Here is a 24,894-nt window from a genome sequence, read left to right as displayed (position 1 = left end):
AAACCGCCTTCAAGGCGGTTTTTTATTGGCTGAACAAGGTTCGGCGTTCGGCGTGCGATGTGCGCGCCGCCATCAATGTTCGATGTGGTCGGGCATCCTGCGCAACGAGGAATTCGCTGGCCTTGGCGTCTGCTTGTCCGGCGCCTTGCCCGAGGCGTCGATGGGTTCAACCTGCGGATCGTCCCAGTTGCCCGTCACGGAATATTCCATGGTCATCGCGCGCGCCAGGGGCTGCTTAAGCAGCCACTGCGTGACAAATGCGCCCAGGCCAATCAGCGGATTCACGGCCAGCGCCGTCACCATGGCCGCCCCGCTGGCGTCCAGATTGGGAATCACCACCGCCTTCAGGTCCCAGCGTTCGCGGATGATATTGACGCCGCCCGCCAGCACAATGGCGGCCACCGGGCCGTTGATCTTGTAGCCTTCGGTGGTCATCTGGCCATCCGCCATCTTCACGCGTCCGCGGATGGTGTCAAACGGGAATCCGTCCCGCAACAGATTGGTCGGGTTCACATCCAGGCGCGCCAGCCGCTGCAACGATTGCAAAGACAGCAGCTCCAGCAAACGCGCCGTGCGCGAATTCACGTGCATGAAGCGGCCCTTGTCCAGGCTGATGTCGACCTCGCCCGAAATATCGGCCACGTTGTGCGTCCACGGCAGGTTGCGCCAGGTGGCTTTGCCCTGGGCCGTACCTTCGCCGGCGGATATGATTTTCTCGAAACCGATCCGGTTCATGAATTTGCCCAGGTCCACGAACTTGGCGCTTGCATCCACGGTCAGGCCTCGATCAGGCCCCTCCAGCCGCCAATTGCCGGTGGCGTTCAGGCTCGCGTCGCTGTTGATAATCGACAGCTTGTCCAGACGCCATTGCCGGCCGCGCTCCAGGTTCGTGCCATTCACCTGCAATTCGCCCACGTTCTTGCCGTACAGGAAGAACTCTTTGGCTTGCAGGTCGATGGCGGGAATATCCGACAGGTCATTGCCCGACGCCAAGGCCTTATCGGCCTCGTTCGTGTCGCCTTCGCCGCCCAAAGACAAATGCTTCAAGCGCGCCGTGATCTGGCCCGCAATGGCGCCAGAGGCCTCGCGCCATTCCAGCGAACCCGCCGCCTGACGCGACTGAATATCCACGCGCCACTGCGCGGGTTCGGGCCGCGTCGCGTACAGCGTCAGATCATTCAGCGTGTAGCCACTGGTGCGTAAAGTGCTTGCGGCCAGGCTGATGCGTTCGGGCTGCGGGAAGATCGGTTTCGACGCAGGCTTCTTGGCGCCGCCCTTGCCCGCCGGCGTATCAAAGCCCGTCATCACCGTTTCCCAGCTGTCCATGTCCAGCTCGGGCAGGCTGGCGTTCAGGCTCATGCCATGCTCGGGCAGGCTGGCGGGCCGGCCGATTCCCAGCGCGCCCCGGGCGAAATACGAGGGGCCATCACCCGGGTCGCGCTCAAACAGCGCATTCACGTTTTCGCCCAGGCTGGCGGTCAGCCATCGACGGTCTTTGATGCCGCGATCTTGCGCCGCGCCCCATTGCAGCTTCAGCAGTTGTGACGCGGACGCCGCCTTGCCCACGGGCGCCGGCATGTCAATCGCCATGCCCACCAGGTCGGACTCCATCGAGATCTCGACCGAACCGCCCTTCTGATAACCCAAACGGCCCTTGTAGGCCGCCTTGCCCGTAAACCGCGACATGGACGGCGTATTGCTCAGCTGCGTCAGGCCAGAGCCGGCCAGCGTGCCATCAAAGCGCAGGACGTCGCTGCTTTGCGCCAGCGTGCCGTAGATCTTGACCGGCCCGCCCAGGAATTGCGCACGCAGCTCTTTGGTCTGCACGCCCTTTTCCGAGAATTCCAGGTCGCCATGCATCTGGGTGAGAAGCGGCATCTCGGGCATGAAGTTGAAGGTATTGTCGGCGAACAGGATGCGGCCGCTGACCTGCGTGTCATCGGCGTTCATCAAGGGCACTTTCAGCTTCAGCGGCATGCGCCAGTCGCCCGTGCCGCGAGCCTCGTCCAGCGCGCCATCAAGCAAACCACCCAGCGGAGAATTCGCCGCCATCGCCAGATACGCGGGCACCGGGCCGAAGGTCTCCCCATCGACGGACAGCTCCGCGCCGTGTTCCATGTCGGGAATCGTGGCCGTCACCGCCCCCAGGTTAACGGTCTGCCCCGGCCCCGTGTGCGCCACCGCGCCGCCCGAACTATCCAGCGTCAGCCCGACCTTATCGATGCGGAAATTACCCGACAGGTTTTCCAGCATCGGCCAGCCCTTGCGGTGCTGGCGGGCGGGGGCATAGTCAACCTTGGCGCCCGAGTACGCGCCGGCAATGACAAATTCGCCCGCCGCGCCCGGGGCGCCAAAGGGGAAGTCGTCCAGATCGCCCTTGAGCGTGATGGCGGCAGACTGCATTTCGCCCGCTGGCAGGCCGGTGGCCAGCCATTCGCGCGCGTCGGCATTCACGTCCAGTGGCAAGTAGCGGTGAATCGCGGACATGGCGCCGCGCACCATCGTGCCACGCAGGTCGGCGCTGCCCGCCGCCGTCTTGCCTTCGCGGCGCCACTGGCCTTGCAGGCGCACGTCCAGGTCGTCATTCACCACATGGACTTGGGCGACGTCCACAAACCAGTTCTTGGCGTCGGGCCCTTTGATTTCCGCATCCACCGCCAGCTCGCGGGCGTTCAGCGTGGGTTCCTCGAACACGCCCGGCAGCGTGACGCGCAACTGCTGCACCGCCCCTTTGACCGACACATCGGGCGCGCCAGCGCTACGGGCCAGAGGAATCTCGTCAAGCTGCACGAAATCACCCGGCAGCCCTTGAACGCGCAATTGCGCCGACGCGCTCCGTACCGCCGGGCCATCCTTTTCCGGCGCCCAATTCACGCCACGCACGGCAACGTCCGACGTCAGTTCGGTAAATTTTCCGCGATCCAGTTGCAGCCAGGCGCGGCCTGCGATGCGTCCCGAAATCTCAGGCACCTTGAACCATGGCGACCAGGCCTGCGGCTCCACATCGTCCAAGGCCGCATAAATCTGGCCATTCCAGTTTGCGGGATTCGAGGCATTGGCGGCGAACAGGCTGCGATTGAATTCGCCGCGCAGCTCCACGTTGCGGGCCAGCGCCGCGCCAGCGGAGGCCCGCAGCACAAAGCGATGCGACAGGCTTCCGTTGCGCATCAGGAAATCTACGCCTGTCAGCGGCAGCGCGGGCGCCTGGCGTAAATCGTCTTGCCAGACGATGGAGGCGTCGCGGATCAGCAATTCGCGTTGCGCGACCAGCCACCGCAGCGCGGGGTGATTCAGATCAGATTGATGGTCGCTGGCGTTCAGGTCGATGTCCTGGCCCGCCACCCACAAATGATTGGCGGCATCGCGGCGTAGGGTCAGTTCAGGCTTTTCGACGCGCAAGCGCACCAGCCGGGGCGACAGGGTCAGCACGCTGCGCCACGCCAGCACGGCGGATACGGAAGGCAGCGTAAGCACGGGTGAGGCGTCATCATCGAATACCTGGACCGACGCAAGATCCAGTTTGGGATTCAAGCCCTGCCAGTTCGCCTTGATACCGCCGATGGTGACGCGTGCGCCCAATTCCTTACTGGCGTAGGCTTCAATCTGTGGACGCCATTGGTCCACGCGAGGAAGCACCCAATACCGCACGCCCAGAAACCCGACGGCCACGACGCCATAAACAATCAGCGCGACCCAATACAGGCAGCGAAGCACGCTTCGCGTGCGCGCAGTGGGGGCTTTTTTTGAAACAGACACGGATCGGTGGGCAGGAGAATATGTCTTGCGGTATCGTCCCCACTTATACCTGAAACGCGTCCATCCGTCTGCCGCCCTTACGCCATGTCATCGTCTCCTATGCTTGCCCCCGCCCTCGCCTGGTCCGGTCACTTGCGCCGCCGCCTGGATGCCCATCCCGACTTGGCCGCCTGGCTCGAAACGGCGGTGCAGCAACCGGTCACCGCCGCTCGACTGGCGCAGTGGCAGGCCGAGCTGGCCGGCCCCGATGCGCCTGCGACCCTGCCGGTGGAGACGTGCCGGATGGTGCTGCGCAAGCTGCGCGAGCGCGTCTTCAGCGTGCTGATCGTGCGTGACCTGGGCGGCCAGGCGGATCTGGAAGAAGTGGTGGGCGCCATGACCACGCTGGCGGACATCGCCGTGGCGCAGGCGTATCGCAGCGTGGCGGCGGACCTGGCGGCCGTGCACGGCGTGCCGCGCGACCCCGCCACGGGCAAGCCGCAGGAAATGCTGATCGTCGGCATGGGCAAGCTGGGCGGCGGCGAGTTGAATGTGTCGTCCGACATCGACTTGATCATGCTGTACGGCGAAGAAGGCGAAACCGATGGCCCGCGCCGCATCAGCCATCACGAATTCTATGGCCGCCTGACCCGGCGGATGATGCCCGTGATTTCCGAAGTCGACGCCAACGGGCAAGTGTTTCGCACCGACCTGCGTCTGCGCCCCGATGGCGATTCCGGCCCGCTGGCGTGGAGCCTGGACGCGCTGGAGCACTACTTGATCGGCCAGGGACGCGAATGGGAACGCTATGCCTGGCTCAAGGCTCGCCTGATGCCGGCCCAGGCCTTTGAAGACAGCGACAGCAGCACGCAGGCCCGGCAGCTGGAAAGCCTGCGCGTGCCGTTCGTGTACCGCAAGTATTTTGACTTCGACGCGCTGGCCGCGCTGCGCGCCTTGCGCGAGCGCATCCGCCAGGACTGGCAGCGGCGCGCCAGCGCGCGCAACGGTATCGACAGCGCCAACAATATCAAGCTGGGCGATGGCGGCATCCGCGAAATCGAATTCGTGGTGCAGTTGGCGCAGCTGATTCGCGGCGGCCGCATGCCCGCCCTGCAAAAGCGCGGCTTGCTGGAAGCACTGCACGCCGAGCGCCTGGCCGGCCTGGTGCCCGAGGAAGACGCGCGCCGGCTGGAAGAGGCGTACCGCTATCTGCGCCGCACCGAACACGCTTTGCAATACCGCGAAGACGAACAGACGCACCTGCTGCCCGGCGACCCGGCTCAGCGCGCCGCATTGGCGGCCGCGTTGGGCATGAGCCCTGAAGACTTCGAAAGCACGCTGGCCGCGCACCGCAAGTTTGTGTCGCAAACGTTTCGCAACGTGTTCCGCATGGTTGGCATGGGCGACGCCGAAGACACCTCCACGCCCGCCGACCGCGACGACAGCGCCGACGAGCCCGACCAGGAATGCGAACTGGCCGAACAGATCCGGCAGGCGTTCGGCGACGAAGCCCAAGACCTGTTGCGGCGCACCGAGACGCTGCTGGGCAGCCATCGGGTGCGCAGCCTGCCCGAAAGCAGCCGCCGGCGCATGGAGGCCTTGCTGCCCGCAGCCTTGCGCGCCGCCCGCCAGACGTCCGCGCCCATGAACGCGGCGGTTCGGTTGTTTGACCTGATCGAAAAAATCGCCCAGCGCAGCGCCTATCTGGCGCTGCTGGCCGAATACCCCGACACGCTCGCGCGCGTGGCCCGCATGGTGGCCGCCAGCCCCTGGGCCGCGCAATACCTGACGCAACATCCGCTGCTGCTGGACAGCCTGATCGACTGGCGCACGCTATTTCAGCCGTTGGACTTTACGCAGATCGCCCGCCAACTCACGGCGGACCTGGACGCGTGCCGCTTGCCCGATGGCGATCCTGACATCGAACGTCAGATGAATCTGATGCGCGACGTGCAGCGTCAAGCCAGCTTCCAATTGCTGGCGCAGGATCTGGAAGGCGAGCTCACGGTTGAAAAGCTCGCGGACCAACTGTCGGCGCTTGCCGATTTGCTATTGACGGAAACCATCCGCCGCGCCTGGCCGCTGGTGAATAAGGTAGAGGGCGCCCCGCCCCGCTTTGCCGTCATCGCCTACGGCAAGCTGGGCGGCAAGGAACTGGGCTATGCGTCTGACCTGGATTTGGTCTTCCTGTTCGACGACCCGCGCGAAGACGCCGCCGAAGTCTACGCCAAGCTTGGCCGCCGCATGACGTCGTGGCTGTCGACCATGACATCCTCGGGCCGCCTCTATGAAGTAGACCTGCGCCTGCGGCCTGACGGCGATGCCGGCCTGCTGGCCGTCTCGGTTGAAGCCTTCGAGCAATACCAGCACAAGCATGCCTGGGCCTGGGAGCATCAAGCGTTGACGCGCGCGCGCTATGCCGCTGGCGACGCCGACGTAGGCGCCCGCTTTGAACAGATCCGTGAGGCCATTCTTGTGCAGCCGCGCGACCCCGCCGCGCTGCGCGAAGAAGTGCTGGCCATGCGCGAAAAGATCAACGCCGGCCATCCCAATACCAGCAAGCAATTCGACCTGAAGCACGACCGGGGCGGCATGGTCGATGTGGAATTCGTGACGCAGTATCTGGTGCTTTGCTATGCCGGCACGCATGCCGTGCTGGTGCGCAACCTGGGCAACATCACGCTGCTGCGGCTGGCCAGCGAGGCCGGGCTGATCGCCCCCGACCTGGCGACACGCGCCGCCGACGCGTACCGCGTCCTGCGCCGCGTCCAGCATCAGCTGCGCATGCAGGGTGTTGAGAAGGCGCGGGTCGGGCCGGATGAATTGGTGGCGGAACGCCAGGCCGTCAGCGAACTCTGGGACACCGTGATGGGCCGCGCGCCCGGCTGACGGCAACTCGCGGTAAAATAAGGAGTTTTCCGCCTTTTTGCTTGCAAGCCATGTCTGAACTCGTCCGCCCCAAGCTTGACCTTCCCGCTGGCCGCAGCAAGGTGCTCATGCATTCGTGCTGCGCGCCCTGTTCCGGCGAAGTCATGGAAGCCATGACGGCCTCCGGCATCGACTACGCCATCTACTTCTACAACCCGAACATTCATCCGGTTAAAGAGTACGAAATCCGCAAGCAGGAAAACATCCGCTTCGCCGAACAGCACGGCATTGAATTCATCGATGCCGACTACGACATGGACAACTGGTTCGACCGCGTCAAGGGCATGGAAGACGCCCCCGAACGTGGCGAACGCTGCACCGCCTGCTTCGACATGCGCTTTGAGCGCACCGCGCTGTACGCACACGAGCACGGCTTTGACACCATCACCAGTTCGCTCGGCATTTCGCGCTGGAAAGACATGAACCAGATCAACGGCTGCGGCGAACGCGCTGCGGCCCGCTATGACGACCTGATCTATTGGACGTACAACTGGCGCAAAGGCGGCGGCTCCGCCCGCATGATCGAAATCAGCAAGCGCGAGAACTTCTACCAGCAGGAATATTGCGGCTGCGTCTATTCCCTGCGCGACACCAACCGCCACCGCCGCTCGCAAGGCCGCGACCGCATCCACATCGGTGTGAAGTTCTACGGCAAGGAAGACCTGATCAACGAAGAACTGCTCTGATTCCAGCGCGGTTCAACGCCCCGAGCCTACCCCCGGCCGGGGCGAAAACTGGAGCTACAACCGGGGCGACACCTGGGGCCACACCCGGGGCCACCCTTACCGCCCCTGGCGCCGGTACTCCGACGGCGACGCCCCGAAGCGCTTGCGGAACGCATGGCTGAATCGCGCGGCGTCTGAAAAGCCAAAGCGGTAGGCGATATCGCCAATCTGCCGCGCCCCTTGCGCCGCATCACACAAAACATCCTTGCTGCGTTCCAGCCGTGCGCTAAGAATGAAATCGGCGGGTGTTGTGGATGCCAGTGCAAACAGGTTGTACAGATAGCGCCGCGACATCCTGAACGCCGCCGCCGCAGACGCGGGCGACAACGCCGGGTCATGCAGGTTTTCGAGAATATGCTGCTGAACACGGCGCAGTTGCGCTTGCTTGACGCCAGCCTGATCCTGTTCGGCCTGCTCGCCCGCCCGTTCGCGGATATCCAGCCCCATCATCTGCAATACCGCATTGGCCGCATCGCGCGCCGCGCTTTCGGACAAATGGGCATGTTCGCTTAGCGCCACACGCAGCAGATCCATCGCCATGCGGCCACAGCCCTGTTGGGCGCTGAAGCGCCGCGCCACCGCATTCTGCATGTGCGGCTGCCAGGTCTCGGTATGCTTGCCCGGCACCTGCATCACCAGAAAATGCGCGCCTTCGTCCACATCCACTTCGTAGGGGCGCGTGGTGTCGTAGATGCCCCATTCACCTGGCATCAGCAGCGCCGAGCGATTGGACTGGCGAATCTCGCTACGGCCCGCCAATTGCAGCGTGACTTTGTAGCCGGCTTCTTCGGCGCGGTCAGCCAGCAGCTTGCTGCGGCGTACGCGTTGCGCGCTGCTGCGCAATTCACTGACGTGCAGCCAACCCAGCGAATCCACCGCCACGCTATTGCGAAAGCGGGTGGGAAATACGGCGGACACTTCCAGGGGCACAAAGGTGTTGCTGATGCTTTCCTGCCAACTGGCGCAGTCCAGGAAGTGCCTGGGCGCGCTGCGCAAAACGGATGATGACATGGCGACTCCGGCGTCTCGAAACGGCGTGCCTTTTGTGCCATGGACAGGCAGTCCTGCGGCACAGCTACAGCGTTGAATGGGATGCTGCCTCTTTCTAGCACCGCACATCAGGAGCGAGTATCGGTGACAACCCCTAAGTAGTGACCGTAAGCGCCCGCCGCCCTCTGTCAGCGCTACGGCTTTCTGTCGCTACCGTAAGAATAATCAGACAAAGTGAACCCCATCGAGGTGAGCCGCTTGGCTAAAGCATGACGCACGGGCACGACATCGTCGTAGCGATTGGGCCGCGCCGCCGCCACCTCGGCTTCTGAATACGCCGCGAAATCAGCGGGCAACTGCGCGGCGCTGAATTCCGTCAGCACCCAGTTCAGTACCGCGGCCAATTCCGCATGGCTCAGTTGGGAATGCGCCGCGCCCGGCACGCGGATCAGGTACTCGCGCCCTTCCGGCAGATGAACGAACGCACCGACAGACTGGCGGAAATCTGGAATGCCATGCGGGTTGCTGCCCCGGCCATCCACGCGATGACAGCCGGCGCATTGCAATACATAGTCAGCGCGTGCGGCCTGCTTCAAGCGAGCGGCTGCGGGGGGAACGTCAGCCGCAACGTCAGCCACAACGCTAGGCGCAATATCGGGCGCAATATCGGGAGCAACTTCAGGCGCAACGCTAGGCGCAACGTCGGGCGCAATGGCCGACGCCCCCTCCGCCGCTATCGCCTGCGTCACGCAAAGCAGGATAGCGGCGGCGCACAGCCACCGCCATCCCCTTGCTTGCCGTCTTGCCCCAGACCTCATGGTTTCGGCGCTGCCTTCGGTGGTGATTGCGGCTTGGCCAGCCCCACGATGACAGACGTCGTGCAGTGGAAGATCGACGACTCGTTCGACATGCACCAGTTGATGTCGTTATGCAGGAACATCTGATAGCCCGGACGTTCGCGCTCGGCCGATGCGCACATGCATTTGCCGCACGCCGCCTTGCCGCAGCAATCGTTGTAGCTGATGAGATAGTCCTTGCCGTCCAGCGGGTTGTGGCAAGTTCCTACCCACGACACGGCGGACGGCGATGTGCCGGGCGGGCATGACGTCATGCTGCCGCCGCAGCACGAACACAGAAAGCCATCCACCGCGCAATAGCGCCAGTAATCGCACGCCGTGTCGTCCATCTGCGGTTTTTTGCCCGCAGCGGGCGCCGAACGCGCAACCGGCAGCACCGGCATCAGAAAAGCCGTGCCGACCAGCAACTTGCCGATGCGGTTGAGCACGCTGCGCCGGGACGTTACCTGCGCGACGGAGCGCGTGGCGCGCTCGCCAAGTTTATCCAGCCAATGCATTGCCGCTCTCCTTGCGGGACACTCGGGTCTCGTCCATGCCGCCGGCCAGGAAATCCTGCACCGACGCCACGCCCAGCTCCTTGGCCGTGAACAGGCTTTCCAGCTGCTCGCGGGAATTGATCAGCCCCTTGGCGCGCAAGGTGCCGTTTTCGTCCATCAGCACCGCGTAGGGCAGCTTGCTGATCTGGAACTTCATGCCCAGTTCCGTCGACAGCAGATACGGAAAGCGCTCCAGCCCCGCCTGCTTGTAGAACGCCAGGTGTTCAGGCATTTCGCCGTCGCTGGCCAGCACAATGCGCAGCCACGCGCCTTCCGTGCTGGCCACCGACTTCAGGATGGGCAGCAGCTTCTTGCAAACGGGACACGTGGGCGACAGAAAGAACAGCAGCTGGCTGTGCTGGCCGCGTTCGCCAATCGTGATGCGGCGGCCCAGAAGATCAGGCAGTTCGAAGCGCGGCGCGGCGTCCCCCACGGCCGGGCCCTTGTCCATCGTCAGCGCCCCCATCGGCGCCACGCGTTCGTACAGCACGCCAATCTGGCGGGACAGCGCAAGGATGACCAGCACCAGGCACAGCACCACGCCCCACAGCAGAAAATTGGAAATGATCAAGGCATCCATATGAAACTCCTTCAAAGGTTCCGCAGCTTGAGATGCGAGGCCAACAGGTGATTGGCGGTGAAGTACAAGGCCACCGCTGTCGTCGTCAGACCGAAGACGGCGGCGGCGTCCGCCCATTGCAGGGCGCGCGCCTGGCCTGCCAACGCGCTTAACGCCGGCAATGTCCACAACGCCAGCGCGCCGTTACGCAGCACCAGCCACCACGACAGGCCGGTGCGCGACGCGCCCGCCCCTCGGCTAGCGGGGCCACCGCAGCCGCAGTCAATATCGCGATGCCCGCGCGCCAGGTTGTAGACCAGGCCTGCCGTGGCCACGGCCAGCACCAACAATGCCAGCGCCGCGCCCGAGGCCTGCCAGCCGGGCAGTAACAGCAAAACGCCTGCCGCCATTTCGGCCAGCACGTAAACGTGCGCGAACGCACCGCTCACGCCCGTAGGCAGAATTTGATAGGCCGACACGGCAGCAGAAAACGCCGCCATGTCCTTCACTTTTTCCAGCGCGCCCAGCAGCAGCACGCAGGACAGCGCGGCGCTGGCGCCATACAACAGCACGGGATCGTTCATCGCGGGCCTCCCAGGGGTTGCGGCTCAACCTGCAACGCGGTTTCGCCCGCCGCCTGGATCGTGCGCTGAAACACCGGCGCGGCCGGCGCGGCGTCAAAGATGCTGACGTTGCCGCCGTCAATCGTGAAGAGGCGCGGCTTGTCGTCCTGCGAGACCGACATCGACAACGCCCCCTTGCCCGGCACGCGCGCTATCCGCTTGTGCGTGGCCAGGTCATAGACCCAGATTTCGGCGGCGGGCGTCTTGTGCGACCCTTCGGCCCCATTCGGGTGCATGGCCACATACATCCGCTTGGTCGCCTGATTAATCGCCAGCAAGTTGTAGCCGCCGGGCCGCCAGCCGCGGTCTTTGCCCGAGGCGTCCAGCAGCGACCATGACGCGCCGAAGCTGACTTCCTTGCCGCTGAAATCCGCGCTATAGACGTTGCCGTTGTAGGACACAAAGTAGAAGGTGTCGCCCAGGTTCTCGGTATGCGTGAAGACGGGGTCTTTTTCCAGCTCGAACATCGGCTTGCTGCGTTGTTGGCCTGCGGGCTTGCCGGCTGCATCCAGGTCAATGGTAAGCAGCGCGCCATCGCCGCAGATCGTGGCGAAGCTGCGCGGACGCGAGGGCAGCGGAATGATGCTCCAGCAGCCCGCAGCCGCCGTCACTTCGTCGGCGAACTGGCGCGTCTTCAAGTCCACCACGGTTACCGACGTGGCAGGCGTGGCGTTTTGCACAAAGAGCAAGCCGCCATCCGTGCTTTGGCGCAGGTAGTTGCGGTAGTTCAAGGCTTGCGCGCGCTTTTGCGGGATGGGCACTTCGTATTTGGGCGTGAGCGTCTCGGCGTCCCAGGCTTCGATCAGGTCCGTGCGCTTGCCGCGGTTTAAGCGTTCGTAATAGGTCGTCATGACGTAGATGTCACGGCCATCGGCGGATACCGTCATGTGGCCGTTGAACGAGGTCGGGATCATCCCCAGGTATTTGCCGGAGTCGCCGTCATAGAGGTTGACGCGGCTGTCGACCAGGTGGTTGAACGACGCGTCCATCACGTACAGCCGGTGCGGTGTTGCGGGCGGCAAACGGGTGCCGCCCTTGAGTTCTTCTATGGGCAAGTCCGCCCAGGCAAGGCCCGTGGCGCTTGCCAAGGCGGCGCACAACGCCCAGCGGGCCGCCCGCGATGCGCGTGATGTGGCTCGAAGCGCAATCATCGATGTTCTCCTGATCTCATGATCCGACTCCCTAGAACGCGTAGACGTAGCGCAATTGCACGCCACGCATCCGAGGCCCGTTTTCGACCTTCAGGTCGTGGATGTACTGCATCTGAATCTGGTTGGCGTCGTTGATCTGATGCGTCAGCTCAAGCGCCAGCTGGTGATTGCGCGCCCGCGTCGTCACCGTTTCCCCCGATGACGTTTCACGCCCGCCCGTTTCGTACCGATAGCGGATGCCGGTGTAGGTGTCCGGCGTCAGGTTGGTGGAGGCCAACGCGAAGAAGCGGAAGGATGGGTCTTTCTTCAAGGTCTGGCCGTACCAGTCGGTGTTGCGCCCGTAGATTTCAACTTCGGCAATCGCTTCCAGGAACGTGGATTCGCCCACGCCCTGAACGAAGGAAAAGTCCTGGATGGTGGACCAGCGGTTCTTGCCCGGCGACACATCAGGGCGCGAGCCGTCATAGCGCCCAACAGGCGCCACGATGAAAGGTTCCCAGGCGAACCAGGTTTTGGTTTGTTCGTTGTTGTAGAGCCAGATGGCCGAACCCAGCGTCACGTCGCCAATACCGGTTTGGTGGTCGCCAGGCACGCCGGGCAAGTCCAACGCGGTGCGGTACATCGGCACAATGAATTCCAGCTGCACCGTCTTGCCGTAGAAGTCGCGATAGTGCATCTGGCGATACACCAGCGCGTTCACGTCGACGGACGCGCCGTCAACGCGCTTGCCTTCCGAATACAGCCCCGACGAGCGCAGCCCGGCCAGATAGCCGGCCACGATGTTGGTGCCCACCGGTGCGGGAATCCAGTCGCGCGCGCTGGGGTCGCCCGCGCACGCCGGCTGCGACGCGCCCGCCCAAGCCAGCACCAGCGCTGCGCCCGCGCGTATACGCACGGGGCCACGAGTTTTGCCTGCCATCCACTTCCCCTTGGTCTTGCGAAGGCGCCGCCGCCGGTATGCCCCGGCTTGGTCAGCGCTTATCGCCGTTCTAGTACGCGATGCAAACGGACTTCTTCTCGAGGTACATCTCCAGCACGGCGCGGCCATGTTCACGGCCGATGCCAGATTGCTTGAACCCGCCGAACGGCATGTTGGGGTCGAGCATGTTGTGGGTGTTGACCCATACGGTGCCGGCGTCGATGCGCGGAATCAGGCGTTGCACGCGGGTCAGGTCATTGCTCCAGAGGCTGGCGCCCAGGCCGAATGCGCTGTCGTTGGCCAGCCGCACGGCGTCGTCAAGGGTGTCGAACGGTTGCGCCACGACGACCGGGCCGAAGATTTCTTCCTGCATGATGCGGGCGCCTTGGGGCACGCCGGCGAACACGGTGGGCTTAACGAAATACCCGTTGCCGTCGCCCGCCGTGCCGCCTGCCAGCACCTGCCCGCCGTCCGCGCGGCCCACGCCGATGTAGTCCATGACGCGCTGTTGATGCCGCGCCGAGATCAGCGGGCCAATCTGCGTAGCCGGGTCAAAGCCGGAACCGAGCGTCATGCTGGCCGCCATATCGGCCAGCCCCTGCACGACCTTGGCGTACAAGCCCTGCTGCACATACAGGCGTGAACCCGCCGTACACACTTGGCCCTGGTTGAAGAAGATGGCGGCGGCGGCACCCTGCACGGCGCGATCCACATCGCAATCGTCCAGCACAATCACCGAAGACTTGCCGCCCAGTTCCAACGACACGCGTTTCATGTCATCCATGGCGGCCCGGCCGATCAGCTTGCCGACTTCGGTAGACCCCGTGAAGGCGATTTTGTCGATGCCCGGATGCGCCACCAGCGCCGCGCCAGCGGTTTCGCCCCGTCCGGTAATCACGTTGACAACGCCGGGCGGAAAGCCCGCTTCCAGCACGAGTTCCGCCAGCCGCAAGGCGGTCAGCGGAGTTTCTTCAGCGGGCTTGAGCACAACGGTGCAGCCGGCAGCCAGCGCGGGGGCAATCTTCCATACCGCCATCAACAGCGGGAAATTCCAGGGGATGATGGCAGCGACCACGCCCACGGGCTGCGCCAGCGTGTAGGCGCTGTATTGCACCCCGGGTGGAAACGGAATCGATAGCGACAGCGTGTCGCCGGTGATCTTGGTGGCCCAGCCGGCCATGTAGCGCAGCCATTGCGCGCCCGCCCCCACTTCCAGGCCCTGCGCTATGCCCAGCAGCTTGCCGTTGTTCAGCGTTTCCAGCCGCGCCAATTCGGTACCGTGCTGTTCGAGCAAATCCGCCAGTTTCAGCAACAGACGCTCGCGCCCTGCGGGCAACATATCGCGCCATGGCCCCGACGCGAACGCACGGCGCGCGGCCTGCACCGCCAGATCCACTTGCGCGGGCCCGGCATCGGGTTGATGCGCAATAACCTGGCCCGTGGCCGGGTCATAAACGGGAATAGGCTTGTCCCGCCCGTCATGCACCGGCTTGCCGTCGATCAACATGAACTCACGGATCGCGCCCAGTTCGGGACGGTCTGGCGTGGCGGCGGCCGGGGCGAACTCGCTAGCTGAAGACATCTGACGCTCCAACGAAAAGTGTGGAGCCAGAATAGCAATGGCGTTTTGCGCTGGCTTGTCGGGCCGTGCATGGGGATTTGTCATTCTGCGCACGGCGGCGCAAAAACAAAAAGGCCAGGCAAGCCGCGTGTGACGCGTCTTGCCTGGCCTTGGGCTTGTCCGCTTGCAACTCCTAAAGAGGGTTCAAGCGGCCAAGGGGCCGATGCGGATCAGTCCAGCATCAGCACCGTCGCGCCCGTGGTCTTGCGCGAGGCCAGCGCGGTCTGCGCTTCGCCTGCTTGCTCCAGCGTGTAGCGCTGGTCGATACGGACCTTGATCTTCTTCTTCAGGACCAGGTCAAACACTTCTTCGGAAGCTGCTTGCAGCTTTTCCAGCGTGTTCACGTGCACGCCCAGCGACGGACGCGTGACGTACAGGCTGCCCTTCTGGTTCAGCACGGCCAGGTTGACGCCGGCCACGGGGCCCGACGCGTTGCCGAAGCTGACCATCAGGCCGCGCGGCTCGATGCAGTCCAGCGAGGTTTCCCAGGTGTCCTTGCCCACGCCGTCATACACCACCGGCACCTTCTTGCCGCCGGTCAGTTCCAGCACGCGCTCGGCCACGTTTTCACGCGAGTAATCGATGGTTTCCCACGCGCCGTTGGCACGCGCCAGTTCGGCCTTTTCGGGGCTGGACACGGTGCCGATCAGCTTCACGCCCAGGGCCTTGGCCCACTGGCAAGCGATCAGGCCCACGCCGCCTGCGGCCGCGTGGAACAGAATGGTTTCACCGCCTTGCAGGCGATAGGTCTGACGGAACAGGTATTGCACCGTCAGGCCCTTCAACATCAGCGCGGCGGCTTCGTCGAAACCAATGCCCTTGGGCACCTTGACGACTTGCTGGGCCGGCACGTTGCGCGCCTTGGCGTAGGCGCCGATCGGGCTTTGGCCATAGGCGACGCGGTCGCCCTTTTTCAGGTGTTTGACGTCAGCGCCCACGGCCGTGACCACGCCAGCAGCTTCAAAGCCCAGGCCATGCGGCAGCGGATGGGGATACAAGCCCGTGCGGAAATAGATATCGATGAAATTCAGGCCGGCGGCGTGCTGCTCGATCGTGACTTCATTGGCGGCGGGCGGCGGAACTTCCACCTCGACCAGCTTCAGGACTTCGGGACCACCGTGCTGCTCGATACGAATTGCCTTGACGAGATTGCTGGCCATTCTGGCCTCCTTTCATTGAAATTAATGCGAACCATCGGGAAAATCGGACGTCACCGCGGCGGCGTTTCGGCCTCGCGCGCGGGCGCGGGTGCCGGCTTGGGGCCGCCGCCCATCAATGCGAATACGCCGGTCAACACCAGCGCGGTTCCCGCCATCTGCCACACCGTGATGGGCTCATGCAGGAACCACGACGCCAGAAACAGCACTGACACCGGCCCCATCATGCCCAGCAGCGACGCCGTGGGCGCGCCGATCAACGACACCGCCCACATCAGCATGAAGACCGGCACGACCGTGTTGAACGTGGCGTGGATCACGGAGTATCCGTAAACCCCCATCGGCTGGATCAGCATCGACGGAGGGTGAATCACGAAAAACTGGATGATGCAGGCCACGCACGACACGAGCATGGCGTAAGCCACCAACCGCGTCGGCCCGACCCGCTTGATCAGTTCGCCAGAACAAATCAGGTACACAGAATAGCTTGCCGCCGAACCAAAAACGAACAAAGACCCTAACAGCACCTCGCCGCCCCCGCAAAAGGACAAGTCGTGGGCAAACACCAGCACCACGCCTGCATAAGACAGCACCATGGCCATCCATTGGCGGCGTTCAACGGGGCGCTTGAACCAGAACGCGGACAGCAGCACGACAAGTGACGGCGACAGAAACAGGATCAGCCGTTCCAGGCTGGCCGTGATGTAGCGCAGCCCCAGAAAGTCCAGAAAGCTCGACAGGTAATAGCCCAGCAGGCCCAGCACAATGACCTGGGCGCGTTCCTTGGGGGTCATCACCACGATTTCGCCGCGCGCGGCCCGGCGCGACTGGTGCCAGGCCACGGCGGCGAAGAACGGCATGGCGAACAGCATGCGAAAGGCGATGAGCGTCACCGCGTCGATGCCGTAGCGATAGGTGAATTTGACGACGATCGCTTTAGCTGAAAACAGCACCGCGCCAAGCGTCGCCATGAGGATTCCCGCCGCGCGGCCGGACGGGAGCGAGAGCGGCAAAAGCTTGGCAATACGATTCATGCGATGATTTTAAATTCAGTGCAATCCGATTTGCACGCTCAAACTACGCTTTTTGGCATCCATCGCCCCCCTCGCATGACCCGACAACGCGCTCTGACCTCTATCCATATTGCCGCCGTGCTATTCGGCCTGACCGGCGTTTTCGGGGAGTTGATACAAGCCAGCGCCGCCGTCATCACGCTGGGCCGGGCCGTCTTCGCGGTGATGGCGCTGGGGGTATTCGCCCGCCTGCGCCGCCAGCCCCTGATGGGCGTGCTGACGCCCGCGCAGCTGTTCGTGCTGGTGATCGCCGGCGCGCTGCTCGCGGCGCACTGGGTCACTTTCTTCATTTCGGTCAAAGTCGGCGGCATCGCGATCGCCACGCTGGGCTTTGCCAGCTTCCCGGCCTTCATCACGCTATTCGAGGGCCTGCTGTTCCGGGAACGCATCCGCGCGGTGGAATGGATGCTGTTGGGGCTGGTCACCGCGGGTCTGGTGCTGGTTACGCCATCGTTCGACTTCGCGGATCAGGGCACTATCGGCCTGGCCTGGGGCCTGCTGTCCGGGCTGACCTTCGCCTTATTGGCATTGAGCAACCGCCGATCGGCCTCGGGCATGGACCCGATGCAGGTCGCCTGCTGGCAGAACGTGGTGGTGGCGCTGGTCATGGTGCCATTCGCGGTCGGCCAATTGCCCGCCCTGCCCGCGGTAGATTGGTTCTGGCTGGCCTTGCTGGGCGTGTTCTGCACGGGCCTGTCGCATTACCTGTTTGTCTCCAGCCTGACGCAGTTGAACGCGCGCAGCGCCGGCCTGGTGATCGCGCTGGAACCGGTCTACGCCATCGCTTTTGCCTGGATGTTGTTCAGCCAACAGCCCACGCCGCGCATGATTGCAGGCGCCGTGCTGATCGTGGCCGCCATCGTGATGTCGGGCTTGCGCAAGCGCCCGACGGCCGACGCCGACGCGGAAGCCGTCGCAAAATCACAGCCTTGACAATAACTGACTAGGCAGTAAAATTCGGCCCATGAATGCCGAAACTTCCCCGCCGTCGTCAGAAACTCTTGTCCACTACCGCAGTGATAACCGCTGCATGGCGGAAGACAACGCCGGTTATTTGATCAAGCTGGCCTATCTGTCCCTGAACCGGATGCTGGACCAGGAAATGGCCCCGCTTGGCCTTACCGCCATGCAGTGGCGCCCGCTGGCCATGGTCTATCTGGGCCGTGCCGACACGCCCGCCGAGCTGGCTCGGTTGAACGACATGGATACCGGCGCCATGACGCGCGCGCTGGATCGCCTTGAGGCCAAAGGCCTGCTGCGCCGCAATCGCAGCCAGCAAGACCGCCGCGTCGTCAAGATTGAACTGACCGAACTCGGCGAAGCCAAGGCGCGTGAAATTCCCCCCAACATTGCCCGTTCGCTCAATCACCATCTACGTGGTTTCACCGCGGACGAAGTCACCCAGCTGATGCATTTCATGCGCCGCATGATCGCCAACGGTTCCGCTTCCGGCTCGGCTCCCGAACGCTGACGACGATCTTTCCCGCCTGCCCTCCCCCCGTGCCTGGGGGTTTTATTTGGCATAATATTTGCCTAGGCAAATACAGATTAATCAATTACTTTCAGCAAACAGTCAGGATGAAACGCCTTCTTTCTACCGTATTGGTGCTGGCCCTGAGCGGTTGCGCACTGATGGAGCCCGGGTCCGAGCCCGTTGCCGCGCTGGATGCGGCCAAGCTGGGGCTGACGGGCCACGACACGGCCTGGCCCGAGACGCAATGGTGGCAGCGCTACGGCGATAGCCAGCTCAATGCGCTGATGGACGAAGCGCTGGCCAATAGCCCGTCGATGAGCGCCGCGCAGGCCCGCCTGGCCAAGGCCAATGCCGCCGTCAGCACCGCACGCGCCCCGCTGATGCCCCGCGTCGACGCCGATTACACGTTGACCCGCGAACACCTTTCCTCGGACTACATCTACCCCGCGCCGCTGGGCGGCTCCGTCGTCAGCGACAACCGGCTGGCGCTGGACTTCAGCTACGAGCTGGATTTCTGGGGCAAGAACCGGTCGCGCCTGCAATCGGCGGTGTCCGAACGCGAAGCCGCTACCGCCGATGCGCAAGCCGCCCGCAACATGCTGGCCAGCGCTACCGTGCGCGCCTACCTGAATCTGCAAAATGCCTTCGCCCAGCGCGACGTGCTCAAGCGCGTGATCGCGCAGCGCGCCGACGTGCTGTCGCTGACGCAAGGGCGTTACGGCGCCGGCCTGGATACGCAGGTGGAAGTGAAGCAGGCGGAATCGTCGCTGGCCGCCGGCCGGGTGGAACTGACCCAGACCGAGACGACGCTGGCGCAATTGCGCAACCAGGTCGCCGCGCTGACAGGCGCAGGCCCGCAACGGGGCCAATCGCTGGTTGCCGTGGACCTGACCGCCCCCGCTGGCGTGGTGCCCACCGACATTCCGCTGGACCTGCTGGGCCACCGCCCCGACGTCGTCGCCTCGCGCTGGCGCGCCGAAGCGGCCCGCAGCGCCATCGACACCGCCAAGGCCGAGTTCTATCCCAACGTGAACCTGACCGCGTTCGCCGGCTTCCAGGCCTTGGGCACGGGCAATCTGCTGGGCGCCGCCGCGCGCACCGCAGGTTTCGGCCCGGCCATCACGTTGCCCATCTTCCATGGCGGTGAGCTCAACGCCAATCTGGCAGGCCGCCGCGCCGACGCCGACCTGGCCGTGTCTGACTACAACCAGGCGGTGCTGGACGCCGTGCATCAAGTGGCCGACGCGCTGGACGGCCTGCGTTTGCTGGATCAGGAACGCGCCCAACAGCGCCAGGCCCGCGAAGCCATCGAAGCCGCGTACGACCTGGCGGTGAACCGCTACAAGGCCGGCTTGGGCAACTACATCACCGTGCTCATCGCGCAAACCGGCGTGCTGACCCAAGCCCGCCTGGATACCGACCTGCGCATCCGCGCCTATCAGCTCGACGCCAACCTGGCCAACGCGCTGGGCGGCGGCTACGCCCCCGCCACGAACCCCATTCATTGAACGCTCCCCGGATTCAGACGTCATGAACGCTGCCACCCCTACCACCAACCCCGCCCGCAAACGCCTGCTGCTGCTGGCGACCGGCGTCTTCATTCTGGTCGCCATCGCCTACGGCATCTGGTGGCTCCTGTTTGGCGCCCACTTTGAAAGCACCGACGACGCCTACGTGCACGGCAACCTGGTGCAGATCACGCCGCAAGTGCCTGGCACCGTTGTCGCCATCGAAGCCGACGACACCGAAACCGTCACCGCCGGCCAGCCGCTGGTGCGCCTGGACTCCGCCGACACCGACATCGCGCTGCAACAGGCCCAGGCCAAACTGGCGCAGATGGTGCGCCAGGTTCGTACGTATTACGTCCAGAACGACGCGCTGGCCGCCGATGTCGACCTGCGCAACGCCGATATCCTGCGCGCCCAGGCCGAACTGACCCGCGCGCAAAGCGACGTCAGCCGCCGCCAGCAATTGGCGAAATCGGGCGGCGTCAGCGGTGAAGAAATTCTCCACGCCGAAGCCGCGTTGAAGTCCGCGCAGTCGGGTCTGGCGCAAGCCAAGGCCGCCCTGGCCGCCTCGCGCGCCAAGCTGGCGACCAACCAGGCGCTGACGCAAGGCACGACGGTGGCCAATCACCCGGATGTGCTGCAAGCCGCTGCCGGCTTGCGCAATGCGTGGCTGGCGCAGTCGCGCACGGTGCTGCCCGCGCCGGTTAGCGGTGTCATCGCCCGCCGCAGCGCGCAGGTGGGCCAGCGCGTCGCCCCCGGCAATGCGCTGATGACGGTGGTGCCGCTGGATCAGGTGTGGGTGGAAGCCAACTTCAAGGAAGGCCAGCTGCGCAAGATGCGCATCGGCCAGCCGGTGAAGATGGTGGCAGACCTGTACGGCAGCTCGGTGACCTATCACGGCAAGATCTCCGGCCTGGACGCCGGCACCGGCAGCGCTTTCGCCCTGCTGCCTGCGCAGAACGCCACCGGCAACTGGATCAAGGTGGTGCAGCGCGTGCCCGTGCGCATTACGCTGGACCCCGAAGACCTGAAGTCGCACCCGCTGCGCGTGGGCCTGTCGATGGACGTGGAAGTCGACGTGGGCAAACAGGAAGGCGAGCCGCTGACGCAAGCCGTGCGCAATGAGCCAGCATGGTCGACGCGCGCCTTCGACCCGGCGCACGGCGAGGTCGACACCATGATCAACAAGATCATCGAAGACAACCTGGCATCATGAGCACGACCGCCCAGCCCGCGGGCGCAGGCGCGCCCCCCGCCGAACCCGCCCGCCCGCCGGGCACGTATCCGCCGCTGGAAGGCGCGACCCGCATCATCGGGTCCATCGCCCTGTCCACGGCGGTGTTCATGAATGTGCTGGACACCTCGATCGCGAACGTGTCCATTCCCACCATCTCGGGCGATCTGGGCGTCAGTTCCAGCCAAGGCACCTGGGTGATCACGTCGTTCGCCGTCGCCAACGCCATCACGGTGCCGTTGACGGGCTGGCTGACGCAGCGCTTCGGGCAGGTCCGGCTGTTCCTGATCTCGACCCTGCTGTTCGTGCTGGCCTCGTGGCTGTGCGGTTTTTCGCCGTCACTGGAAGCGCTGATCGCCTTCCGCGTGCTGCAAGGCGCCGTGGCCGGCCCGATGATCCCGCTGTCGCAGACGCTGATGCTGGCAAGCTTCCCGAAGTCCAAGGCGGGCATGGCGCTGGCGGTCTGGTCCATGACCACCCTGGTCGCGCCCGTGGCCGGGCCCTTGCTGGGCGGCTGGATTTCCGACAACTACACCTGGCCGTGGATCTTCTACATCAACGTGCCGGTCGGCCTGCTGGCGGCCTGGATCAGCTGGCGCATCTACGGCAACCGCGAATCGGTCACCCGCAAGCTGCCCATCGACAAGCTGGGCCTGGTGTTGCTGGTGGTGTGGGTGGGCGCGTTGCAGATCATGCTGGACAAGGGTAAAGAGCTGGACTGGTTCGCCAGCCCGACCATCATCGTGCTGGCCGCCACCGCTTTTGTGGCCTTCGTCTTCTTCCTGATCTGGGAACTGACCGACGCCCACCCCGTGGTGGACTTGCGCCTGTTCAAGATACGTAACTTCACGGTGGGCGCGCTGACCCTGGCGGTGGCCTACGGCGTGTTCTTCGGAAACGTGGTGCTGCTGCCCCTGTGGCTGCAAAGCAATATGGGGTACACCGCCACCTACGCCGGCCTCGTGACGGCGCCCGTGGGCTTGTTGGCGATTTTGCTGACGCCGCTGGTGGGCAAGATGCTGGCCACGCGCGACCCGCGCCAGATTGTCACGGTGGCGTTCCTGATCTTCGCGCTAGTCTGCTTCATGCGATCGGGTTTCAACACCCAGACGGATGTGCGCACACTGATGCTGCCGACCATCATCCAGGGTGCGGCCATGGCGGCGTTCTTCGTGCCGCTGACATCAATCACGCTGTCCAGCATTGAGCCCTGGCGCATCCCGGCGGCCTCGGGCCTGTCGAACTTCCTGCGGCTGACCGCGGGCGCATTCGGCACGTCGATTGCGACCACGCTGTGGGAAAACCGCGCCACTATGCACCACGCCCAGCTGACCGAGATCGCCAAGCCCGGCCAGCAGGCGTTCGACCAGACCATGAACACGCTGCAAAACGGCATGGGCCTGTCGCACCAGCAAGCGCTGACGATGGTGGACGGGCTGGTCAACGCGCAGGCGTTCACGATGTCGGCCGTGGACGTGTTCTACGCCTCGGCCATCATCTTCCTGATGCTGACGGGCTTGGTGTGGTTTGCTCGCCCGAGGTCCGCGAAGGCCGGTGCGGGGGGCGGTGCGGCCGAAGCGGCGGCGGGCGCGCACTAAGGCGCAACAACGTGTTGTTTTAAAAAAAGAGCGCCCTGTCAGGCGCTCTTTTCGTTGGCCACGCTGTCTTTAAGCAGCGCATGCCAATCCATGCGTTCGATGATGTCAGCCGACAAGGCGCTGACGGGCGACAAATTGAATACCGACAAGCCGCGCGCACGCCATTGCGCTGACGCGAACCGGAACGACGGTTCAATCAGGTGGGCGAACTTGCGCGCCAGACGGCTCGTCTGCGGGTTCGCGCCTTCGTCGTAGAAGCGCAAACCATGCTGCACGGTCAGGTCCAGCCCATGCACGTACACCTGTCGCGCGCCGCTGGACATCAGCACCTGCAACGCGGCGTAGGCCACCGTGTCGGCGTCGAACACGCCCAGCGAGGCGTCAAAGCTGTAACCCAGGCCTTGCTTGGCATCCAGCAACTGCACATCAGGCGTGGCGGCGGCAATTCGCTTGAGCACGGCGGGCGCGGCGGTACGCTGATAGGCGCGCTCGGAAATCAGTTCGATGACGCAGATGCGGCAGCGGATCTGATCCTGCGGGATGCCTTGCATGATGTAGCGCAGCACTTCCGGGAACACGTACAGCGTCAGGTCGCGGCTGACGATTTCGCGCACGAGTTCGATGCGATCCCGCACGAAATTCTGGTCGATGATGCAGTAATACTTGAACTTCAGGTCAAACTTGCGCGCCAGCGCAATGGCGCCGTTGACGCCCATCGCCGCGCCGATCTCCAGCTGATCGTAGGGAATCTGAGCGACCGAAGGGCCGCTCAGGATCAGGTGCACGGTTTGATCGGCCGGGTCGTACCCTTGCGCCAGAGGGGTGATGGGCAGCGAGCGGCCAAAGGCCCGGAAACCGCAAATCGCCCCCGACCGGTCTCGCCAGATGCGCACGAAAGGCCACAAATGCTGGTTGTGACGTTGCGTGCGCGATCGCAGCAAGCGGAACAGCTTGCGCACGAATCGGTCGGCCCGGCCGCCGCCCACATGCGTGGCGGCGGAAGAGGGAGGGATTGAGTTTTCCATCTACTAGCCGGGTTGGCCGTACTCGCTAAATGCGCTTAACCGGCCGAAATCAGCGACGCAATTGCGTTGCCAACGTCGACGGTCGACGCGTTGCCCTTCATGTCCCGAGTGCGCGGCCCATCGGCCAGCACGGTTTCGATCGCCTTGACCACAGCGGCCGACGCTTCCGGGTACCCCAGGAAATCAAGCATCAATGCGCCGCTCCAGATCTGCCCGATCGGGTTGGCGATGCCCTTGCCATAAATGTCCGGCGCCGAACCGTGCACCGGTTCGAACAGCGACGGGAACTTGCGCTCGGGGTTCAGGTTTGCCGACGGCGCGATGCCAATCGTGCCCGTGCAGGCCGGGCCCAGATCGGAAAGAATATCGCCGAACAAGTTGGAAGCCACGACCACGTCGAACCAGTCAGGATGTTGCACGAAATGCGCGCACAAGATATCGATGTGGTATTTGTCCCAGCGTACGTCCGGATAGTTCCCGGCCATCTCGGCCACGCGCTCGTCCCACCACGGCATCGAAATGGAAATGCCATTGGATTTGGTAGCGGCAGTCAGGTGCTTGCCACGCTTCTGGGCCAGTTCAAATGCGAACTTCAGCACGCGATCAGCGCCAATGCGCGTAAATACGCTTTCCTGAATGACGACTTCGCGCTCCGTCCCTTCGAACAGACGGCCGCCGCTATTGGAGTATTCGCCTTCCGTGTTTTCACGGACGATGAAGAAATCAATGTCGCCCGGCTTGCGGTCCGCCAACGGCGACGGCACGCCCGGCATCAGGCGCACGGGCCGCAAATTGATGTATTGGTCAAATTCGCGACGGAATTTGAACAGCGACCCCCACAGCGCTTCGTGATCCGGCACCGTGGCGGGCCAGCCGATCGAACCGAAGAAAATCGCCTCATGCTGACCGATTTGCGCCTTCCAATCGTCCGGCATCATCTTGCCGTGCTGGGCGTAATAGTCGCAGCTCCAATCGAAATGATCCCACTGGAATTCGATGCCGAAGCGCGCCGCCACGGCATCCAGCACCTTCAACCCTTCCGGCACGACCTCTTTGCCAATACCGTCTCCTGGAATCACCGCTATCTTGTGTTTCTTAGCCACCACGTTTCCTTAGTTTTCCTTTGATAGAACGCCCAGAATCATAGGCATAAACGGCCACGGCGCAATACCCCCCGTTAC

General features: G+C 64.1%; 20 protein-coding genes. 7 read left to right on the top strand and 13 right to left on the bottom strand.

Translation table 11 applies throughout. The annotated features are described in order from the left end of the window. Positions 1-72: 72 nt before the first annotated feature. Positions 73-3,714, bottom strand: a complete 3,642-nt coding sequence (locus tag ACFZAI_RS19965) for a YhdP family protein (protein WP_391568572.1) — start codon at positions 3,712-3,714, stop codon at positions 73-75. 126 nt (positions 3,715-3,840) lie between these two features. Between ACFZAI_RS19965 and glnE the strand changes: the two genes are divergently transcribed. Next, entirely contained in the window at positions 3,841-6,624 is a 2,784-nt protein-coding gene (glnE, locus tag ACFZAI_RS19960) for a bifunctional [glutamate--ammonia ligase]-adenylyl-L-tyrosine phosphorylase/[glutamate--ammonia-ligase] adenylyltransferase (protein ID WP_391568571.1), read from the top strand. A gap of 50 nt (positions 6,625-6,674) precedes the next feature. Beyond that, positions 6,675-7,349 carry an epoxyqueuosine reductase QueH gene (locus ACFZAI_RS19955; protein WP_391568570.1) on the top strand — a complete coding sequence of 225 codons (675 nt, stop codon included), beginning with the start codon at positions 6,675-6,677 and terminating at the stop codon, positions 7,347-7,349. A 96-nt stretch (positions 7,350-7,445) separates the two neighbouring features. Here ACFZAI_RS19955 and ACFZAI_RS19950 read toward each other — a convergent pair whose 3' ends face one another. The 10 genes from ACFZAI_RS19950 to ACFZAI_RS19905 form a co-directional block, all read right to left on the bottom strand. Next, a complete protein-coding gene (locus ACFZAI_RS19950; RefSeq protein WP_391568569.1) occupies positions 7,446-8,399 on the bottom strand; it encodes a helix-turn-helix domain-containing protein in 954 nt (317 codons plus the stop codon). Positions 8,400-8,572: 173 nt separating this feature from the next. Then, a complete protein-coding gene (locus tag ACFZAI_RS19945) occupies positions 8,573-8,974 on the bottom strand; it encodes a c-type cytochrome (protein ID WP_391568568.1) in 402 nt (133 codons plus the stop codon). 218 nt (positions 8,975-9,192) lie between these two features. After that, positions 9,193-9,732: a methylamine dehydrogenase light chain gene (locus ACFZAI_RS19940; protein WP_391568567.1), complete on the bottom strand. Its 540-nt coding sequence runs from the start codon at positions 9,730-9,732 to the stop codon at positions 9,193-9,195. Continuing rightward, positions 9,716-10,351: a methylamine dehydrogenase accessory protein MauD gene (mauD, locus tag ACFZAI_RS19935; RefSeq protein WP_391568566.1), complete on the bottom strand. Its 636-nt coding sequence runs from the start codon at positions 10,349-10,351 to the stop codon at positions 9,716-9,718. Before mauD ends, ACFZAI_RS19940 begins: the two co-directional genes overlap by 17 nt. A gap of 11 nt (positions 10,352-10,362) precedes the next feature. Next, positions 10,363-10,914 (bottom strand): MauE/DoxX family redox-associated membrane protein, encoded by a 552-nt coding sequence (locus tag ACFZAI_RS19930; protein WP_391568565.1) that lies wholly within the window; start codon positions 10,912-10,914, stop codon positions 10,363-10,365. Beyond that, the gene (locus ACFZAI_RS19925) at positions 10,911-12,104 is read right to left on the bottom strand and encodes an amine dehydrogenase large subunit (RefSeq protein WP_391568564.1); all 1,194 of its coding nucleotides are present in this window, start codon (positions 12,102-12,104) and stop codon (positions 10,911-10,913) included. Before ACFZAI_RS19925 ends, ACFZAI_RS19930 begins: the two co-directional genes overlap by 4 nt. 31 nt (positions 12,105-12,135) lie before the next feature. Beyond that, a complete protein-coding gene (locus tag ACFZAI_RS19920) occupies positions 12,136-13,023 on the bottom strand; it encodes a transporter (protein WP_391568563.1) in 888 nt (295 codons plus the stop codon). A 70-nt stretch (positions 13,024-13,093) separates the two neighbouring features. Then, positions 13,094-14,605, bottom strand: a complete 1,512-nt coding sequence (gene styD / locus ACFZAI_RS19915) for a phenylacetaldehyde dehydrogenase StyD (protein ID WP_391568562.1) — start codon at positions 14,603-14,605, stop codon at positions 13,094-13,096. A 209-nt stretch (positions 14,606-14,814) separates the two neighbouring features. After that, positions 14,815-15,804, bottom strand: coding sequence for a quinone oxidoreductase (locus ACFZAI_RS19910; RefSeq protein WP_054427402.1), 990 nt, complete (start codon positions 15,802-15,804; stop codon positions 14,815-14,817). Positions 15,805-15,854: 50 nt separating this feature from the next. Then, entirely contained in the window at positions 15,855-16,835 is a 981-nt protein-coding gene (locus ACFZAI_RS19905; protein WP_391568561.1) for a DMT family transporter, read from the bottom strand. Between the two features lie 75 nt (positions 16,836-16,910). On the opposite strand from ACFZAI_RS19905, the gene ACFZAI_RS19900 reads away from it, so the two are divergent. From ACFZAI_RS19900 to ACFZAI_RS19880, 5 genes are all read left to right on the top strand, one after another. Then, on the top strand, positions 16,911-17,807 hold the full coding sequence (locus ACFZAI_RS19900; RefSeq protein ID WP_391568560.1) for a DMT family transporter: 897 nt from the start codon (positions 16,911-16,913) through the stop codon (positions 17,805-17,807). A 31-nt stretch (positions 17,808-17,838) separates the two neighbouring features. Further along, positions 17,839-18,345: a MarR family winged helix-turn-helix transcriptional regulator gene (locus tag ACFZAI_RS19895; RefSeq protein ID WP_391568559.1), complete on the top strand. Its 507-nt coding sequence runs from the start codon at positions 17,839-17,841 to the stop codon at positions 18,343-18,345. Positions 18,346-18,452: 107 nt separating this feature from the next. After that, the gene (locus ACFZAI_RS19890) at positions 18,453-19,856 is read left to right on the top strand and encodes an efflux transporter outer membrane subunit (protein ID WP_391568558.1); all 1,404 of its coding nucleotides are present in this window, start codon (positions 18,453-18,455) and stop codon (positions 19,854-19,856) included. A gap of 22 nt (positions 19,857-19,878) precedes the next feature. Beyond that, positions 19,879-21,072, top strand: coding sequence for an efflux RND transporter periplasmic adaptor subunit (locus tag ACFZAI_RS19885; RefSeq protein WP_391568557.1), 1,194 nt, complete (start codon positions 19,879-19,881; stop codon positions 21,070-21,072). Then, a complete protein-coding gene (locus ACFZAI_RS19880; RefSeq protein WP_391568556.1) occupies positions 21,069-22,688 on the top strand; it encodes a DHA2 family efflux MFS transporter permease subunit in 1,620 nt (539 codons plus the stop codon). The genes ACFZAI_RS19885 and ACFZAI_RS19880 overlap by 4 nt, the downstream gene beginning before the upstream one ends. Positions 22,689-22,726: 38 nt before the next feature. On the opposite strand, the gene ACFZAI_RS19875 is transcribed toward ACFZAI_RS19880, so the two are convergent. Beyond that, on the bottom strand, positions 22,727-23,713 hold the full coding sequence (locus tag ACFZAI_RS19875; protein ID WP_391568555.1) for a hypothetical protein: 987 nt from the start codon (positions 23,711-23,713) through the stop codon (positions 22,727-22,729). Between the two features lie 35 nt (positions 23,714-23,748). Continuing rightward, positions 23,749-24,816, bottom strand: a complete 1,068-nt coding sequence (locus ACFZAI_RS19870) for a tartrate dehydrogenase (RefSeq protein ID WP_391568554.1) — start codon at positions 24,814-24,816, stop codon at positions 23,749-23,751. Positions 24,817-24,894: the final 78 nt, after the last annotated feature.

The sequence above is a fragment of the Achromobacter sp. NPDC008082 genome (assembly GCF_042957345.1).
Lineage (GTDB): Bacteria > Pseudomonadota > Gammaproteobacteria > Burkholderiales > Burkholderiaceae_B > Achromobacter > Achromobacter kerstersii_A.
Note: the sequence above shows the minus strand (reverse complement) of the source record. Positions and strands in the feature narration are given on the sequence as shown.